Genomic DNA, 15568 nt, shown 5'->3' on the forward strand with positions numbered 1-15568 from the left:
ATGGAAATACAACATAATTTCTCTTTAAAAAAATACAATACATTTGGTATTGAAGCCAAAGCAAAACAGTTTGTCGCAATACATTCTGTGCAGGAATTGAAAAATGTTTTACAAGAAAATAAAGCCACTCAAAAATTTATTTTAGGCGGTGGAAGCAATATGCTTTTGACAAAGGACATTGATGCGCTAGTAATTCATATCGATTTGAAAGGCAAGAAAATCATTAAAGAAAACGATGATTTTGTCTGGGTCGAATGTCAGGCTGGTGAAAGCTGGCATGAATTTGTGCTTTGGACCATCGACCAAAATTTTGGAGCACTAGAGAATATGTCACTTATTCCGGGAAATATTGGAACTACGCCAGTCCAAAACATTGGAGCGTATGGAACCGAAATAAAAGACACATTTGTTTCCTGTGAAGCAATGACAATAGCAAGTCAGGAAATGAAAACGTTTACGAAGGAAGAATGTCATTTTGGGTACCGTGAAAGCATTTTTAAAAACGAAGTAAAAAACCAATACATTATTACATCAGTTGTCTTTAAATTGACAAAAACAAACCATAAAATCAATACTTCTTACGGAGATATTTCGGTTGAATTAGCCAGAAAAAACATCACTAATCCTACTTTAAAGGATGTGAGTAATGCCGTAATTACTATCCGAAAAAGCAAATTACCCGATCCAAAACAGTTGGGAAACAGCGGTAGTTTCTTTAAAAATCCAATTCTCCTGAAATCAGATTTCCAAAAAATTCATCAACAATTTCCTGAAATGAAATATTTTGACATTTCAGAAACCGAAGTGAAAGTTCCCGCTGGCTGGCTAATTGAACAGGCTGGTTTCAAAGGAAAACGTTTTGGAGATGCCGGAATCCATAAAAACCAAGCTTTGGTTTTAGTAAATTACGGTAATGCAACCGGTCAGGAAATTTTGAATGTTTCTAAAGATATTCAGCAGACTATTTTTAAAATGTTTGGAATTCATATTGAAGCCGAAGTTAATGTGATTTAGATTTCAACTTGCAGTGTTCAGTCGCAGTGTTCAGCTCTAGAAAAAATCGGAATTATATACTGATTTCAGATTGTTAATACCAAAATAGTATTTCAAAACTCCTAAATCCTAATTCTTAAAGTAAAAATGTACACTCCAGAAATCTACAAAAACGAGAATCAAGAAGAAATAAAAAAATTTCTGCAAGAGAATAGTTTTGGTATTCTCATCAATCAAACCAATGGGAAATTGTGTGCAACACATATTCCTTTGGAACTAGATACCAATAATGAAGGCAAGGACATTTTATGCGGGCACATTTCTAAACAAAACCCACAATGGAGTGGTTTTACAGACAACGACCAAATTTTAGCTGTATTTTCCGGACCTCACAGTTACATTTCTTCTTCTTGGTACGATCATGAAAATGTTCCAACATGGAACTATGTTGCGGTTCATGTGTATGGAAAAATTAAAATTATTGAAGGAGAAGCAGTCATCGAATCCTTAAAAAAGCTAGTTAATAAGTACGAAAAAAATTCTGAAAATCCGATTCGTGTAGAAGATTTATCTAACAAAACCATGATGCAATCTCGTGGGATTGTAGCATTTGAAATTGAGATAACTGAAATCCAAGCCACGAAAAAAATATCTCAGAATAGAGACAAAAAAAATCATCAAAACATTGTACACGAGTTAGAAAAAACGAACACGAATCAGTCCATCGCTATCGCAAATGAGATGAAGAAATGCCCAATATAATTTCTTTCGAAATTCACGCATTGTATTTAACAATTTAGAATTCAATTCATACCTTTGCACTCTCCCGTTCCGAGGCTTCGGGATCGATATTAAAAACTCATTAAACTCAGATGCTTATACTAATTCTTTACTTTTTTATTTTTATTGTTGTCATTCAAATTTCGTATTATTTAGGTGTTTTTGGGAAATTTGCTTTCGCGAAAGCGCAGAAAATTACACCAAAAAGAATCCCAATTACGGTGATTGTTTGTGCCAAAAACGAAGAGGAAAATGTCACAAATTTTATTCCTTTACTTGCGGAACAAAATTATCCTGATTTTGAAATTGTACTTATTGATGATGCATCAAGTGATTCTACTTTGGATATTTTTGAAGGTTTTGAAAAGCAATATCCTAATGTTCGTTTGGTAAAAGTCGAGAACAATGAAGCCTTTTGGGGAAACAAAAAATATGCTTTGACATTAGGAATAAAAGCCGCCAGAAAAGAGTATTTATTATTCACGGATGCTGATTGTTACCCCACTTCAAAAGAATGGATAACAGCAATGAGTTCTCAATTTACCATGCAAAAAACAATTGTTTTAGGTTATGGTAAATATGAAAAAATTCCTAATTCATTTCTGAATAAAATAATTCGTTTTGAAACTTTATTGACCGCAATTCAATATTTTTCATGGGCAAAAATTGGACATCCTTATATGGGTGTCGGAAGAAATTTAGCCTACAAAAAAGAAGAATTTTTTAATGTAAATGGATTCATCGAACACATGCAGATTCGTTCCGGCGATGATGATTTATTTGTAAATCAAGCTGCAAAAGCTAAAAACACTACTATTGCCTACACACTCGAAAGTTTTACGCTTTCTAAACCAAAAACTACTTATAAAGACTGGTTGACCCAAAAAAGACGGCATATTGCGACGGCAAATTATTATAAAGCATTCGATAAATTACAATTGGGAGCGTTCTACTGTTCGCAATTACTATTTATTTTATTGCCCATTATCTTGTTGGCTTTTCAATTTCAATGGATATTAGTTTTAAGTTTAACAGCATTGCGTTATCTTGTGGCATGGATTGTGGTAGGTTTTTCAGCAGGTAAACTTAAAGAAAATGATATTAAATTCTGGTTCCCTCTCGTCGAGATAGTCCTTATCTTTGCACAAATCAATATTTTTATAACAAATATATTCTCAAAACCAGTACATTGGAAATAAACAAACAAATAGAAAAAGCAAAACAAGGAGATCAGGTTGCCTTTACTTTTCTATTGGATTATTATTGGAATGAAGTGTATGGTTTTATGCTCAAACGTACCGAAAACGAAACCAATGCAGAGGATATCACCATAGAAACTTTCTCGAAAGCATTTGATAAAATAGCTTCTTATAACTCGGAATTCCAGTTTAACACTTGGCTTATTGCTATTGCAAAAAATGTATACATCGATTTATTACGGAAAAAGAAATCGAGTCTTTTTGTCGAAATTACCGATGAACAAGACCAGCAAGCCTACAATATTGCTGACACTACTCCATCTGCAGAAGATGAATTGATCACTGAACAAAACCTTTCCCGGTTACTGCAATTCATCAAAGAATTGAAGCCCCATTATCAAGAAGTGATTCAGTTACGCTATTTTCAGGAAATGAGTTACCAGGAAATTTCCAATAAAATTGGTGAACCATTAAGTAATGTGAAGATTAAATTGCTTCGCGCCAAAAAACTTCTGGCAGAAATTATTCAGAATAAAAGGTAGTTTTCTTTTTATAAAATAGCATCGATTTTTAATCCCTTAAAAATAAAAAAAATGATCTAAATTAATTTTAGACCACTTGATTAAAATCAAAAGCAAATACCGATTCGGAAAAATTATCTCATAACTCTTTCCGGATAATCCGTAATAATTCCGCTTACTTTAAGTCCTTGTAAATTCTTAATATCCAAAGCTTCATTCACCGTCCAAGGATAGATTTTATAATTATTCGCTTTCATTATCGCCCTACATTAAAGCGCATTCATTGATTTGAATGCGCTTTTTTTGTGAATACTCAACCCCAAAATCAATAACACCAATAATTAAATAACATAAAAGTTAAATTAATAAACATAACTTAACGATAATCGAAAATAATTACTAAATTTATATACTAATATTTCTATTTTGCACGTTACCAATAAAAACACTCTTCGCTTATGATTTAATTGTACTTAACCTCTAAAACCATAAATTATGTCAAAACTAAGCATTTACGAAACAGGCTGGATTAATCTTGTTTTTCAAGACAGAAACAAAGAATATGGTGCATATCAGTTGCGTCAAGAAAGTACTAAAACGGCATTAATGGCACTTTTTACCGGTGTGTTATTTATCTTTGGGGCTTTGAGTATTCCTATAATCAGTAACTATCTTAATCCTAGTACAACTGATACGATAGGCATTCCAGAATTTACGAATACCACAGTGCGACTTACTGACATAATTCCAAATCAGCTAGAACAAAAAAAATCTCTTCCTGCCGTAAAAACCAAAACTGTTGATGTTCCCGCAAAAAGCGCCAAACTGGTAAATCCTTTGATCGTTAAGGCTTCACAAGCCAATCAGGACATTGCAAAAAATATCGATAATACTACGGTAACAAATACAACTACAGAAGGAACAGGAATTGTAGGAGTCAATCCAACTTCATCGTCAGAAACAGGAAATGAAATCACAACAGTTGTTGAGACAGGGAGCACTATAGTCAATAGCGTTGCATTAGATAAACTTCCAGAATTCCCCGGCGGAATTAATAAGTTCTACAATTATGTTGGGAATAACTTTGAAAAACAAGAAATAGATGGTAGTGGTTCGATTCGAGTGTATGTTTCTTTTGTAATTGAAAGAGACGGAAGCATGACTGATATTCAGGTAAAAAGAGATCCTGGCTATGGTTTAGGAAAAGAAGCCGTAAGAGTTCTAAAATCCATTAAAACGAAATGGGCACCCGGAATGATTGCTGGAAAACCAGTGCGGACCGCTTATAATCTCCCGATTACAGTACAAATGAATTAAACAAATGAAAAGCTTCAAGTAATTTTGAAGCTTTTCTTTTTTTAACCTTTTTATTTTTTTTACATTCTATCCTAAAACATCAAAAAGTCCGAACTCCTGATTGCAGTGGAATCCTGCGCTGTCATTGTGAGGAACGTTACAATCACCGTGAATTTAACGGAAAGCAGTACGACTATTCCCTAAGAACAAGTAAATATTGTGCTCCTAAAGCATCCGTTTCTCTTTATTCAAATAAACAAATAAAGAAATCCACAAACAAACTACATTCCTTATCTTTGTGCTCTGAAAATTGATATATGGAAACTGTTTTAGAAAATACTTTACCTACAGGAACCCGAGGCGGAGCCGAATTGAGCGGAGCTAAACCGAAATGGCTGAAGGTAAAGCTCCCAATAGGCCAAAAATATACAGAGCTTCGCGGCTTAGTAGATAAATATAGTTTGAACACGATTTGTACTTCTGGAAGTTGCCCGAACATGGGTGAATGCTGGGGCGAAGGAACAGCAACATTCATGATTTTAGGAAATGTGTGTACGCGTTCTTGTGGCTTTTGTGGTGTAAAAACTGGAAGACCAGAAACGGTGGACTGGGACGAACCGGAAAAAGTGGCGCGTTCTATCAAAATTATGAATATCAAACATGCCGTAATCACAAGCGTTGACAGAGATGATTTGAAAGATGGTGGTTCTATCATTTGGATTGAAACCGTAAAAGCCATTCGCAGAATGAACCCAAATACGACCCTGGAAACATTGATTCCTGATTTTCAAGGTATCGAAAGAAACATTGACCGAATCGTTGAAGCGAATCCGGAAGTGGTTTCGCATAATGTAGAAACCGTTCGCAGATTGACACGTGAAGTACGAATTCAGGCTAAATACGACCGAAGTTTAGAAGTGTTACGTTACTTGAAGGAAAAAGGAATCAACAGAACGAAGTCGGGAATTATGCTTGGTCTTGGCGAGCAAGAAGAAGAAGTGTATCAAACAATGCGAGATTTGCGTGAAGTCAACGTAGATATTGTAACGATAGGTCAATACTTGCAGCCTAGTAAAAAACACTTGCCAGTAAAGGAATTTATAACGCCGGAACAATTTGCAAAATACGAGCAATTTGGTTTGGAATTAGGTTTCCGCCACGTAGAAAGCGGACCATTAGTTCGTTCCTCTTACAAAGCACAAAAACATATATTGTAGTCGACTGTCGTAAAGTCAGGAAGTCGAAAGGCTTCATATCTTGACTTTCTGACTTTCTGATTTTAAGACTTTAAGACTTATGATAAGAATTGCCATAAATGGTTTTGGAAGAATTGGTAGAAATTTATTCCGATTACTTTTAAACCATCCTTCAATAGAAGTGGTAGCCATAAATGATATCGCCGACAAAAAAACAATGGCCCATTTAATAAAATACGATAGTATTCACGGTGTTTTACCTTTTGCAGTAAGCGATGATGAGAAAGGAATATTGGTGGATGGAAAACATTTTTTGTTTTTTCATGAAAAAAATATTTCAAATCTGGATTGGAAAAGTTTAGACATTGATTACGTTGTGGAATCTACCGGAAAGTACAAAACTTTTGAAGAACTCAATTCCCATATTATTGCTGGTGCCAAAAAAGTGATTCTCTCCGCACCATCAGAAGTTGACACCATAAAAACGGTGGTACTCGGTGTAAATGATTTTATACTTGACGGTACTGAAACTATTATTTCAAATGCCAGCTGCACGACGAATAATGCCGCACCAATGATTAAAGTAATCAATGAACTTTGCGGTATAGAACAAGCGTATATCACCACGATTCACTCCTACACGACAGACCAAAGTTTACACGATCAACCGCATAAAGATTTACGTCGGGCTCGCGGTGCAAGTCAATCTATCGTACCTACCACAACTGGTGCGGCAAAAGCATTAACAAAAATATTTACTGAGTTTGAAGGTAAAATTGGAGGTTGCGGTATTCGTGTTCCCGTGCCTGATGGATCCTTGACTGATATTACTTTCAATGTAAAACGTGCCGTTACCATAAATGAAATAAACGCGGCTTTTAAAGTTGCAGCACAAACTACTTTAAAAGGCATTTTAGATTACACTGAAGACCCTATTGTTTCCGTTGATGTAATTGGCAATAAAAATTCATGTATATTTGATGCACAACTTACTTCTGTTATCGATAAAATGGTGAAAGTGGTGGGATGGTACGATAATGAAATAGGATATTCCTCAAGAATAATTGATTTAATTCTTTTGACTAATATGAAAAACAAGCAATAAAAAAATCGGCTACGAATGAAATATTTTTTCGTTTATGTACTTTTTTTTAACACGTTACTGTTTGCTCAACCCAATGAGAAAACAGATAGCACCGCTTATTACAATCGCTTGAGCAACTCATACGTTCAAGATAATAATTATAAAAATGCTTTACTAAATACGCAAAAAGCAATATTTTATGCAGAAAAAAATAAAAACATTAAGGACCAAGCCTATCAAAATTTTTATCTCGGAAAACTTTACTTTGATTTAAAAAAATATGACGATGCAGTTGAATCGTTATTAAAAAGCTCCGAATTATATGCCAACTTAGACTCTAGTTCCTATCAAGCTGACATGTATTATCATCTTGGCTTGAGCTTTATGGCAACAGCAAATTTTGACAGAGCTACACTTTACTTTAATAAGGCAAAATCAATTTATACCACATTAAATATCCCCGACACTGCTGAATTATTTACGCTTCAAACGGGACTTATTTACAAATCAAAAAACAAATCAGATTTAGCATTATCTGTTTTTAACACTATCATTGCAAAACCTGACAGTCCTGATTTATCAAATACTAAAGCAGAAGCCTTGTACCAAACAGGAAGAATTGAAGCGTTTAAAAGCAGGAATAATTTAGCTTTAAATTACTTAAATAAAGCATTAGACCTCAATAGTAAAACTGAGAATCTGGAACAAAAATCTAATATTTTGTTTGCTTTGAGTACTGTTTATGAAAAAATGTTAGATAAAAATAATGCCTATTTGCACTTGAAACAGCATCTTAATCTAAAGGAACGAATTGCAATTTTAAACAACAAGAGGCTTGGTATTGATGACTATACAAATTTTAAAGAATCCGAACGATTAAAAGAAATTGTACAAACCAATAATGAAAACATAGAGCAGGCAAAAGCAAGTAAATTTTCTAAACTGATTAGTATTCTGGCCATAGCGCTGGTTTCCATTTTATCGCTGTTGAGTTTGTCTTTGTATAAAAACAATATCATCCGCAATCAGTCTAATTTATTGCTAAAAGAAAAAAATAAAGAATTAGAAATTGCGAAAGACAAAGCAGAAAAAGCATCAAAAGCAAGGTCTGAATTTCTTTCGACAGTAAGTCACGAACTTCGTACACCACTTAATGCCATCAACGGAATTACCCACTTATTATTGGAAGAAAAACCTAAGAAAACTCAAATGGATTATTTATCATCATTAAAGTTCTCGGGTGATTATTTGACAAAATTCATCAATGAAATTTTAGAAATAAACAAAATCGAATCGCATAACATTGAAATAGAATATACAAGTTTTAATTTAAAACAACTTTTGACAGACATTCAAAATTCCTTAAAAGAACTGGCTTTCATAAACAACAATAATTTCACACTGGAAATAGACCATGCTATTCCTGACTATTTGATTGGAGATCCTACAAAATTATCGCAGATCATATTGAATTTGATTAATAATGCCTTGAAATTTACTAAAAACGGGGATGTGAAAGTAATTGCTAAACTTGAAAATTTAGAAAATGAAAATGCGACATTGTATTTTGAAATAACAGATACCGGAATTGGGATACCACCAGATAAATTGGTAAGTGTTTTTGACAGCTTTTCGCAAGGTTCTATAGAAGTCAACCGCAAATATGGCGGCACAGGTTTAGGCCTGACCATCGTAAAAAAATTAATTACAATTCTTGAAGGACAAATAAAATTAACAAGTATTGTAGGCCAAGGCTCGACATTTTCATTTGAATTGGCTTTTAAAACAAGTGAAAAAATTTCACCTGTGGAAAAAACCTCAAAAATAGATTACGATTCTAAATTATTAAACAAAAAAATCCTGTTGGTAGAGGACAATAGAATCAATCAAATGATTACCAGAAAAATGCTTCTCAATAAACAAATAATTTGTGAGGTAATTGATAATGGTGAAGACGCTATTGATTTAGTACGAAAAAATAAATTTGATCTCGTTCTTATGGACGTCCATTTACCCGGCATCAACGGAACTATTGCCACAGAACTGATTCGAACATTCGATACAAACATCCCTATTATTGCACTTACCGCAATATCACTGGATGAAAATCGCGAAATGCTATTATCATTTGGCATGAACGATGTTATTACTAAACCATTCATACCAGAGGAATTTTACACCGTGATTGCGGAATATATTTAAAATTAATACTTCAAAATCAATTCTTTGATAAGGATTCGCACTTTTGGTTCGGCTTCTTTAGCAGCTTCTAAAACTTCGTCATGAGAAATGGTTCCAATACTTTCTTCATTACCCATATCAGTAATTACTGAAATACCAAATGTTTCCAAGTCCATGTGACGTGCCACAATTACTTCAGGAACGGTCGACATTCCCACACAATCTGCACCTAAAATTTTCACCATTTTGTACTCAGCCAAAGTTTCAAAAGTTGGACCTTGTAAACCCAAATAAATTCCTTCATGAACTTCTATATTAAGTTCCTTAGCTAATTCAGTGGCTTTGGCAATCATTTTTCGCGAATATGGTTCACTCATATTTACAAAACGAGGTCCAAAACGTTCGTCATTTTTTCCACGCAAAGGATGTTCCGGCGTCATATTAATATGATCCGTAATCATAACGACAGACCCTACTTTGTAACTTGGATTCACTCCGCCTGATGCATTAGAAACTACCAGTTTTTCAACACCCAAAAACTTCATTACCCGCACCGGGAAAGTAACCTCTGTCATCGAATAACCTTCATAAAAATGAAAACGTCCTTGCATAGCAACAACTTTCTTATCACCTATTGTTCCAAAAACCAATGCGCCTTTGTGTCCTTGCACTGTTGATACCGGAAAATTTGGAATTTCATTATACGGCAACGTAAATTTTACCTGCATTTCATCCGTAAAACTTCCTAATCCCGAACCTAAAATCACGCCATATTCTGGCGTAAAATCAATTCTTTCCTTAATATAACTTATTGTTTGTTGTACTTTTTCCCACATAATCTAAAATTGTTTTATCAAAATTTTCACTTCCTGAAACGAAAGAACTCTGTATTGGTAAATAAAAAAGTTGTTCGCCTGGCAAACTTCCTTTTAAACGCACATAATCTTTTTCGGTAGTGATAATAATGTTGTTTTGAGCTACGTTTTTGATTTCTAAAATGTCTTTATCCGTAAAATTGTGATGGTCTGGAAAAGACAGACAGACATCATTTGTATCTTGTAAATAAGCGAAAAACGGTTCTGGCTTTGCAATTCCTGCCACCAATACTTTAGCAGCAACTTGAATTTCATTTACATTTATTTTTCGCTTCTCACCATAAATAAATTCTTCGTAAGCTATAAAAGTAAAGTACAATTCTTGATTTGGAGTAACTTTTAACGTCTTATTAATCTTTTTCTGTTCGTCAAGCGAAAGATTAAATGGACACTTAGTCACAATAATGACATCAGCTCTCTTTGCTCCACTTCGGCTTTCGCGCAAATTTCCGGTTGGCAGCATAAAATCATCCGAATATAAATCGCCGTAAGAAGTGAGTAAAATGTAAAGTCCTGCCTTAACTTTTCGATGTTGAAAAGCGTCATCCAGCAAAATCACTTCTGGCTTTTCAGGAAGAGATAGTAATTGTTCAATTCCGTTTTTTCTGTCGGCATCAACCGCAACTTGTATTGAAGGAAATTTTTGAAAAAATTGAAAGGGTTCGTCTCCCAGGATTTTTGCATTTGTGCCGGCTTGCGCCAAAACAAAACCTGCAGATTGTCTTTTATATCCGCGGCTTAACGTGGCAATTTTATATTTATCCGAAAGCAAGCGAATCAAATATTCGATTTGGGGCGTTTTTCCGGTTCCGCCAACGCTAAGATTTCCAACAACAATAACAGGCAAATCAAAAGAGTATGATTTTAAAACTCCTGCATCGAAAAGAAAATTGCGAATACTTATTATCGTACCATATAAAATGGCAAACGGAAACAACAATTTTCGCAGTAAATTCATTTTACGAAAGTAGAATAAATTATCTTTGAAATAAAAATCTAACACATATTTCACCAGTTTTCACAAATTAAAAATAACTATGATTGTTTGTGTAAAATAAAATCTGTGTAAATCTGTAAAATCTGTGTCAAAAACATGAAAATTAAAGAAATAATTTCTGTACTTGAAGAAATGGCGCCACTCGCCTATGCCGAAGATTTTGACAATGTCGGATTATTGGTTGGCGATCAGGAAATAGAAGCTACCGGAATTTTGGTTTGCCATGATGCTTTAGAAAATATAATTGACGAAGCGATTACAAAAAACTGCAATATGGTGGTTTGTTTTCATCCCATCCTATTTTCTGGTTTGAAAAAAATAACGGGAAAAAACTACGTAGAAAAAGCCGTTATTAAAGCCATAAAAAATGACATTGCAATTTATGCCGTTCACACCGCTTTAGACAATCATAAGGAAGGCGTGAATAAAATATTCAGCGATGCACTGGGTTTGGTAAATACCAAAATCCTGATTCCAAAGCAACATTTCATTCGGAAATTAGTGACCTATACCATTGCTGAAAATGCGGAAGAAGTGCGAAATGCTCTATTTGATGCTGGCGCAGGAAATATTGGCAACTATGAAAACTGCAGTTTTAATTCAAAGGGAATTGGAACGTACATGGGAAATGAGCACAGCAATCCCCAGGTTGGCGAGCGATTTGAGTTTGTGCAAGGGGATGAAATCAAAATCGAAGTCACTTTCGAAAAACATTTGGAAAACAAAATTCTCAAAGCATTATTTAAAAGTCATGCGTACGAAGAAGTCGCGTATGAGATTTATGAATTGCAAAATCAACATCAAAATATTGGCTTGGGAATGATTGGCGAATTGAAAAATCCCATGAGTGAAAAAGAGTTTCTGCTTTTTGCAAAAGAAAAAATGCAGTGTGGGGGAATTCGACATTCCAGCTTTACTGGCAATGAAATTAAAAAAGTGGCCGTTCTTGGTGGAGCTGGAAGTTTTGCGATAAAAAATGCAATTCAAGTCGGAGCTGATGCTTATTTAACTGCTGATTTAAAATACCATCAGTTTTATGAAGCCGAAAACAAGTTACTTTTGGCCGATATTGGACATTTTGAGAGTGAACGGTATACAAAAAATTATATTGTAGAGTATCTTCGAAAAAAAATCCTTAATTTTGCAGTTATTTTATCAGAAGAAAATTCAAATCCAGTTAAGTACTTATAGAATATGGCGAATACGAAAGAATTAAGTGTTGAAGACAAGTTAAGAGCAATTTACGATTTACAACTTATTGACTCTAGAATTGACGAAATCAGAAACGTAAGAGGAGAACTTCCTCTAGAAGTAGAAGATTTAGAAGATGAAGTGGCTGGTTTAAGCACACGTTCAGAAAAATTAAAAGGAGAACTTGAAGTTATCGAGGATCTAATTAAATCAAAAAAGAATGCAATTGATGAGCACAAAGAAGCTATCAAAAAATATACTAAGCAACAAGAAACTGTTCGCAATAACAGAGAATTTAATTCGTTGACTAAAGAAATTGAATTTCAAGAATTAGAAATTCAATTATCAGAAAAACAAATTAAAGAAATGAAAGCTTCTATCGAACACAAGAAAGAAGTAATTTCAAGTTCTAAAGAAAGATTGGAAGCAAAATCGAATCACTTAAAGCACAAAAAATCAGAGTTGGACGCCATCATGGCTGAAACTGCTAAAGAAGAAGCATTCTTGTCTGAGAAATCAGCAGAATTTCAAGCTTTAATTGAAGAAAGATTATTGAAGGCTTACACAAGAATCAGAAGTAGTGTTCGTAACGGATTAGCCGTAGTTTCTATCGAAAGAGGAGCATCTGCAGGATCGTTCTTCACTATCCCTCCACAGACACAAGTAGAAATTGCTTCCAGAAAGAAAATCATTACTGATGAGCACTCCGGAAGAATATTAGTCGACAGTTCTCTGGCCGACGAAGAAAAAGAGAAAATGGAACAATTATTTTCTAAATTCTAATTACATTTAAGTCCCGATACACATCGGGACTTTTTTATTATGAAGAAATTGCTTTTTTTTATATTCACTAAATCTATTGGTTTATACATTAACATGTTGAGTTTTGTATTTCCAAAGAAAGCATCGCAACTGGCGTATGGATTTTTTAGTGAACCCCGAGAAGGGAAATTATCAAAGGACAAACTTCCGGAAATTCTGCAAGAAGCACAGTCCGAAATGTTCCAACTTCAAGAAGATTCCTTTCATACCTACACTTGGAAAGGGAATGATACTGTAATACTTTTGGTTCATGGCTGGGAAAGTAACGCTTCTCGCTGGGAAAATTTACTCCCGTATCTTAAAAAATCAGGAAGCACCATCATCGCCATCGACGGACCGGCTCACGGCCTATCCAGCGGAACAGAATTCAATATTCCTCAATACGCTGAATTTATTCACGTTGCTGTGCAAAAATTCAAACCACAATATCTTATCGGACATTCCATAGGCGGAAAAACCTGTTTGTATTATCAATCCGTTTATCAAAATGATGCTGTAAAAAAAATGGTAATACTGGGAGCACCAAGTGATTTCAAAATCATCCTCAACAATTACATAACGTTATTAAGCTTGAATAATAAAATTTCAAAGTCTTTAGAAGCGCATTATCTTACTAATTTCAAACTTAGCTTAGAACAGTTTTCCGGTAAAATATTCGCTTCAAAATTAAATATAAAAGGATTAATTGCCCATGATATTGATGACTCTGTAGTTTTATTTGAAGAAGCAAAAAAAATTGCAGGAGCTTGGAAAAATGTCGTTTTTATTGAGACAAAAGGCTTAGGCCATAGCATGCACGATGATGAGCTGTATAAAAAAGTGTCTCGCTTTTTATTTGAAGAAAAATAGACTCCTTAGATTTTTAGACTTCTTAGATGACAGGAACTTGTGAATAAAATCAAAGAATATTTTACATAGTCCATTTAAACTAAGCTTTCACACAATCCAAAAATCCAAGAAGTCTAAAATCTAACAAACAAATTCATTACTTTTGCAGTATGGAAGAAAATCTAAAACGCCTCAACAAATTTATAGGAGAAACTGGGTATTGCTCCCGCCGCGAAGCCGATAAAATCATTGAAGAAGGTCGTGTAACCATCAATGGAATCGTTCCGGAATTAGGTACGAAAGTTTCCCCAAATGATGAAGTGCGTATTGACGGTAAATTAATCCGTGAGAAAAATGAAAAACCAGTTTATCTTGCTTTTTACAAACCTGTAGGAATTGAGTGTACCACAAACCTTGATGTTCGCAACAATATTGTAGATTACATCAATTATCCAAAACGTATTTTTCCAATTGGAAGATTGGATAAAGCCAGTGAAGGATTGATTTTTATGACCAATGACGGTGACATTGTTAATAAAATACTACGAGCCAGGAATAATCACGAAAAAGAATATACCGTTACTGTAAACAAACCCATCACTGATCGTTTTATTGAAAGAATGGGAAATGGAATTCCAATTTTGGACACCATTACCAGAAAATGTAAAGTGGAACAAATTAGTAAATTCACTTTCAAAATTATTTTGACACAAGGTTTAAACCGCCAAATTCGTAGAATGACAGAATATTTAGGGTATGATGTTACGGCGCTTAAACGCATCCGAATTATCAATATTTCACTTGACATTCCTGTTGGTCGTTATCGCGATTTAACAGATGCCGAAATCAAAGAATTAAACGAACTCATCGAGCCTTCGAGCAAAACCGAAGAAGCAAGTTTACCAAAAACGGAAGTGCCAAAACGAAGAACTGAATTCATCAAAAGAGATGATCCCAGATTTAAAAGTCGAGGTGATTATTAAGCGGGCAAAAAATCAAAATGCATTATTACTTTAGTTTCTTTTCCAATTTCATAAAAGATTTTAGCTTCTGTAAATCTGATATTATAATGTGTTACTTTAAATGCTCCAAATGCGTCAGAGCCTTTTGAAATTAATAGACGTTCTTGAATTCGTTCTCTGTCGAAATATACCATTTTTTCGTGGAATATAATCCTGTAATAATGAAGGTTCACGGGAACCGACAGATTGAGAATTTTCGTTTTCTACATAAGATCTTCGGGACGCTGTTGTAAATTTTTAATGTGATTTCATATTAATATAATTTACTAGTTTTCATCAATCAATAACGAAGGATAAAACACAAATAAAATTGATGGTGTCTACCAAAACAATATTAAAAAAAACAATCCGCAGTATTTTTTAAAAAAAGGAAATAGAATTTGAATAGGTAAAATTGGTTGTTTGTACGGCTTATTCCAGTGAAGAAAAGTTACTGAGTAATAATAGAATAAAGTTGAAAAAACTTAACGTATGTACAACAAAGTAATAACAAAATCTTAACAGCAAAACAACTGCTGAAGTGTGACCTTTGCAGAGTAATAAACTGGTTATTTATTATTTTGGTTTTGGTTAGTTAAAGAAT

The 15568-nt window shown here is 34.1% G+C and carries 16 protein-coding genes; 12 read left to right on the forward strand and 4 right to left on the reverse strand.

Annotated elements, in window-relative coordinates:
* The 4 genes from murB to BMZ76_RS05855 all read left to right on the forward strand — a co-directional run bounded on the left by murB (window position 1) and on the right by BMZ76_RS05855 (window position 3514).
* Window positions 1-1014, forward strand: a complete 1014-nt coding sequence (murB, locus tag BMZ76_RS05840) for a UDP-N-acetylmuramate dehydrogenase (RefSeq protein WP_091204106.1) — start codon at window positions 1-3, stop codon at window positions 1012-1014.
* A 126-nt stretch (window positions 1015-1140) separates the two neighbouring features.
* Complete coding sequence (locus tag BMZ76_RS05845; RefSeq protein ID WP_091203804.1) at window positions 1141-1755, forward strand: FMN-binding negative transcriptional regulator; 615 nt, start codon at window positions 1141-1143, stop codon at window positions 1753-1755.
* 110 nt (window positions 1756-1865) lie between these two features.
* Window positions 1866-2972 carry a glycosyltransferase gene (locus BMZ76_RS05850; protein WP_091203807.1) on the forward strand — a complete coding sequence of 369 codons (1107 nt, stop codon included), beginning with the start codon at window positions 1866-1868 and terminating at the stop codon, window positions 2970-2972.
* Window positions 2963-3514, forward strand: coding sequence for an RNA polymerase sigma factor (locus BMZ76_RS05855; RefSeq protein WP_091203809.1), 552 nt, complete (start codon window positions 2963-2965; stop codon window positions 3512-3514). Before BMZ76_RS05850 ends, BMZ76_RS05855 begins: the two co-directional genes overlap by 10 nt.
* A 113-nt stretch (window positions 3515-3627) precedes the next feature.
* Here BMZ76_RS05855 and BMZ76_RS15695 read toward each other — a convergent pair whose 3' ends face one another.
* Window positions 3628-3750 (reverse strand): glycerophosphodiester phosphodiesterase family protein, encoded by a 123-nt coding sequence (locus tag BMZ76_RS15695; RefSeq protein WP_143071059.1) that lies wholly within the window; start codon window positions 3748-3750, stop codon window positions 3628-3630.
* A gap of 238 nt (window positions 3751-3988) precedes the next feature.
* Between BMZ76_RS15695 and BMZ76_RS05860 the strand changes: the two genes are divergently transcribed.
* From BMZ76_RS05860 to BMZ76_RS05875, 4 genes are all read left to right on the forward strand, one after another.
* Complete coding sequence (locus BMZ76_RS05860) at window positions 3989-4810, forward strand: energy transducer TonB (protein ID WP_091203812.1); 822 nt, start codon at window positions 3989-3991, stop codon at window positions 4808-4810.
* A 296-nt stretch (window positions 4811-5106) separates the two neighbouring features.
* Complete coding sequence (gene lipA / locus BMZ76_RS05865) at window positions 5107-6006, forward strand: lipoyl synthase (protein WP_091203815.1); 900 nt, start codon at window positions 5107-5109, stop codon at window positions 6004-6006.
* A gap of 79 nt (window positions 6007-6085) precedes the next feature.
* Window positions 6086-7090 (forward strand): type I glyceraldehyde-3-phosphate dehydrogenase, encoded by a 1005-nt coding sequence (gap, locus tag BMZ76_RS05870; protein ID WP_091203818.1) that lies wholly within the window; start codon window positions 6086-6088, stop codon window positions 7088-7090.
* Between the two features lie 15 nt (window positions 7091-7105).
* Window positions 7106-9271: a tetratricopeptide repeat-containing hybrid sensor histidine kinase/response regulator gene (locus tag BMZ76_RS05875; RefSeq protein ID WP_167547425.1), complete on the forward strand. Its 2166-nt coding sequence runs from the start codon at window positions 7106-7108 to the stop codon at window positions 9269-9271.
* Window positions 9272-9273: 2 nt separating this feature from the next.
* Here BMZ76_RS05875 and BMZ76_RS05880 read toward each other — a convergent pair whose 3' ends face one another.
* Together BMZ76_RS05880 and lpxK are read right to left on the reverse strand one after the other, a co-directional pair.
* Entirely contained in the window at window positions 9274-10086 is an 813-nt protein-coding gene (locus BMZ76_RS05880; protein ID WP_091203821.1) for a purine-nucleoside phosphorylase, read from the reverse strand.
* A complete protein-coding gene (gene lpxK, locus BMZ76_RS05885) occupies window positions 10049-11083 on the reverse strand; it encodes a tetraacyldisaccharide 4'-kinase (protein WP_091203823.1) in 1035 nt (344 codons plus the stop codon). The genes BMZ76_RS05880 and lpxK overlap by 38 nt, the downstream gene beginning before the upstream one ends.
* 135 nt (window positions 11084-11218) lie before the next feature.
* On the opposite strand from lpxK, the gene BMZ76_RS05890 reads away from it, so the two are divergent.
* The 4 genes from BMZ76_RS05890 (at window position 11219) to rluF (ending at window position 14946) form a co-directional block, all read left to right on the forward strand.
* A complete protein-coding gene (locus tag BMZ76_RS05890; protein ID WP_091203826.1) occupies window positions 11219-12313 on the forward strand; it encodes a Nif3-like dinuclear metal center hexameric protein in 1095 nt (364 codons plus the stop codon).
* A 3-nt stretch (window positions 12314-12316) separates the two neighbouring features.
* Window positions 12317-13096 carry a zinc ribbon domain-containing protein gene (locus tag BMZ76_RS05895; RefSeq protein WP_091171710.1) on the forward strand — a complete coding sequence of 260 codons (780 nt, stop codon included), beginning with the start codon at window positions 12317-12319 and terminating at the stop codon, window positions 13094-13096.
* 39 nt (window positions 13097-13135) lie between these two features.
* The gene (locus BMZ76_RS05900; RefSeq protein WP_091203828.1) at window positions 13136-13984 is read left to right on the forward strand and encodes an alpha/beta fold hydrolase; all 849 of its coding nucleotides are present in this window, start codon (window positions 13136-13138) and stop codon (window positions 13982-13984) included.
* Window positions 13985-14133: 149 nt separating this feature from the next.
* A complete protein-coding gene (gene rluF / locus BMZ76_RS05905) occupies window positions 14134-14946 on the forward strand; it encodes a 23S rRNA pseudouridine(2604) synthase RluF (protein WP_091203831.1) in 813 nt (270 codons plus the stop codon).
* Here the strand turns inward: rluF and BMZ76_RS15975 are convergent.
* On the reverse strand, window positions 14943-15158 hold the full coding sequence (locus BMZ76_RS15975) for a catalase (RefSeq protein ID WP_262987274.1): 216 nt from the start codon (window positions 15156-15158) through the stop codon (window positions 14943-14945). The genes rluF and BMZ76_RS15975 overlap by 4 nt on opposite strands.
* Between the last annotated feature and the right edge of the window lie 410 nt (window positions 15159-15568).

Origin of the sequence: Flavobacterium xueshanense, assembly GCF_900112975.1 — a bacterium.
GTDB lineage: Bacteria > Bacteroidota > Bacteroidia > Flavobacteriales > Flavobacteriaceae > Flavobacterium > Flavobacterium xueshanense.

What these genes read in the sequence shown, in the direction of transcription:
- murB (WP_091204106.1), top strand. Translation starts at nt 1, where the DNA reads ATGGAAATACAACATAATTTCTCTTTAAAAAAATACAATACATTTGGT.
- BMZ76_RS05845 (WP_091203804.1), top strand. Translation starts at nt 1,141, where the DNA reads ATGTACACTCCAGAAATCTACAAAAACGAGAATCAAGAAGAAATAAAA.
- BMZ76_RS05850 (WP_091203807.1), top strand. Translation starts at nt 1,866, where the DNA reads ATGCTTATACTAATTCTTTACTTTTTTATTTTTATTGTTGTCATTCAA.
- BMZ76_RS15695 (WP_143071059.1), bottom strand. Translation starts at nt 3,750, where the DNA reads ATGAAAGCGAATAATTATAAAATCTATCCTTGGACGGTGAATGAAGCT.
- BMZ76_RS05860 (WP_091203812.1), top strand. Translation starts at nt 3,989, where the DNA reads ATGTCAAAACTAAGCATTTACGAAACAGGCTGGATTAATCTTGTTTTT.
- lipA (WP_091203815.1), top strand. Translation starts at nt 5,107, where the DNA reads ATGGAAACTGTTTTAGAAAATACTTTACCTACAGGAACCCGAGGCGGA.
- gap (WP_091203818.1), top strand. Translation starts at nt 6,086, where the DNA reads ATGATAAGAATTGCCATAAATGGTTTTGGAAGAATTGGTAGAAATTTA.
- BMZ76_RS05875 (WP_167547425.1), top strand. Translation starts at nt 7,106, where the DNA reads ATGAAATATTTTTTCGTTTATGTACTTTTTTTTAACACGTTACTGTTT.
- BMZ76_RS05880 (WP_091203821.1), bottom strand. Translation starts at nt 10,086, where the DNA reads ATGTGGGAAAAAGTACAACAAACAATAAGTTATATTAAGGAAAGAATT.
- lpxK (WP_091203823.1), bottom strand. Translation starts at nt 11,083, where the DNA reads ATGAATTTACTGCGAAAATTGTTGTTTCCGTTTGCCATTTTATATGGT.
- BMZ76_RS05890 (WP_091203826.1), top strand. Translation starts at nt 11,219, where the DNA reads ATGAAAATTAAAGAAATAATTTCTGTACTTGAAGAAATGGCGCCACTC.
- BMZ76_RS05895 (WP_091171710.1), top strand. Translation starts at nt 12,317, where the DNA reads ATGGCGAATACGAAAGAATTAAGTGTTGAAGACAAGTTAAGAGCAATT.
- BMZ76_RS05900 (WP_091203828.1), top strand. Translation starts at nt 13,136, where the DNA reads ATGAAGAAATTGCTTTTTTTTATATTCACTAAATCTATTGGTTTATAC.
- rluF (WP_091203831.1), top strand. Translation starts at nt 14,134, where the DNA reads ATGGAAGAAAATCTAAAACGCCTCAACAAATTTATAGGAGAAACTGGG.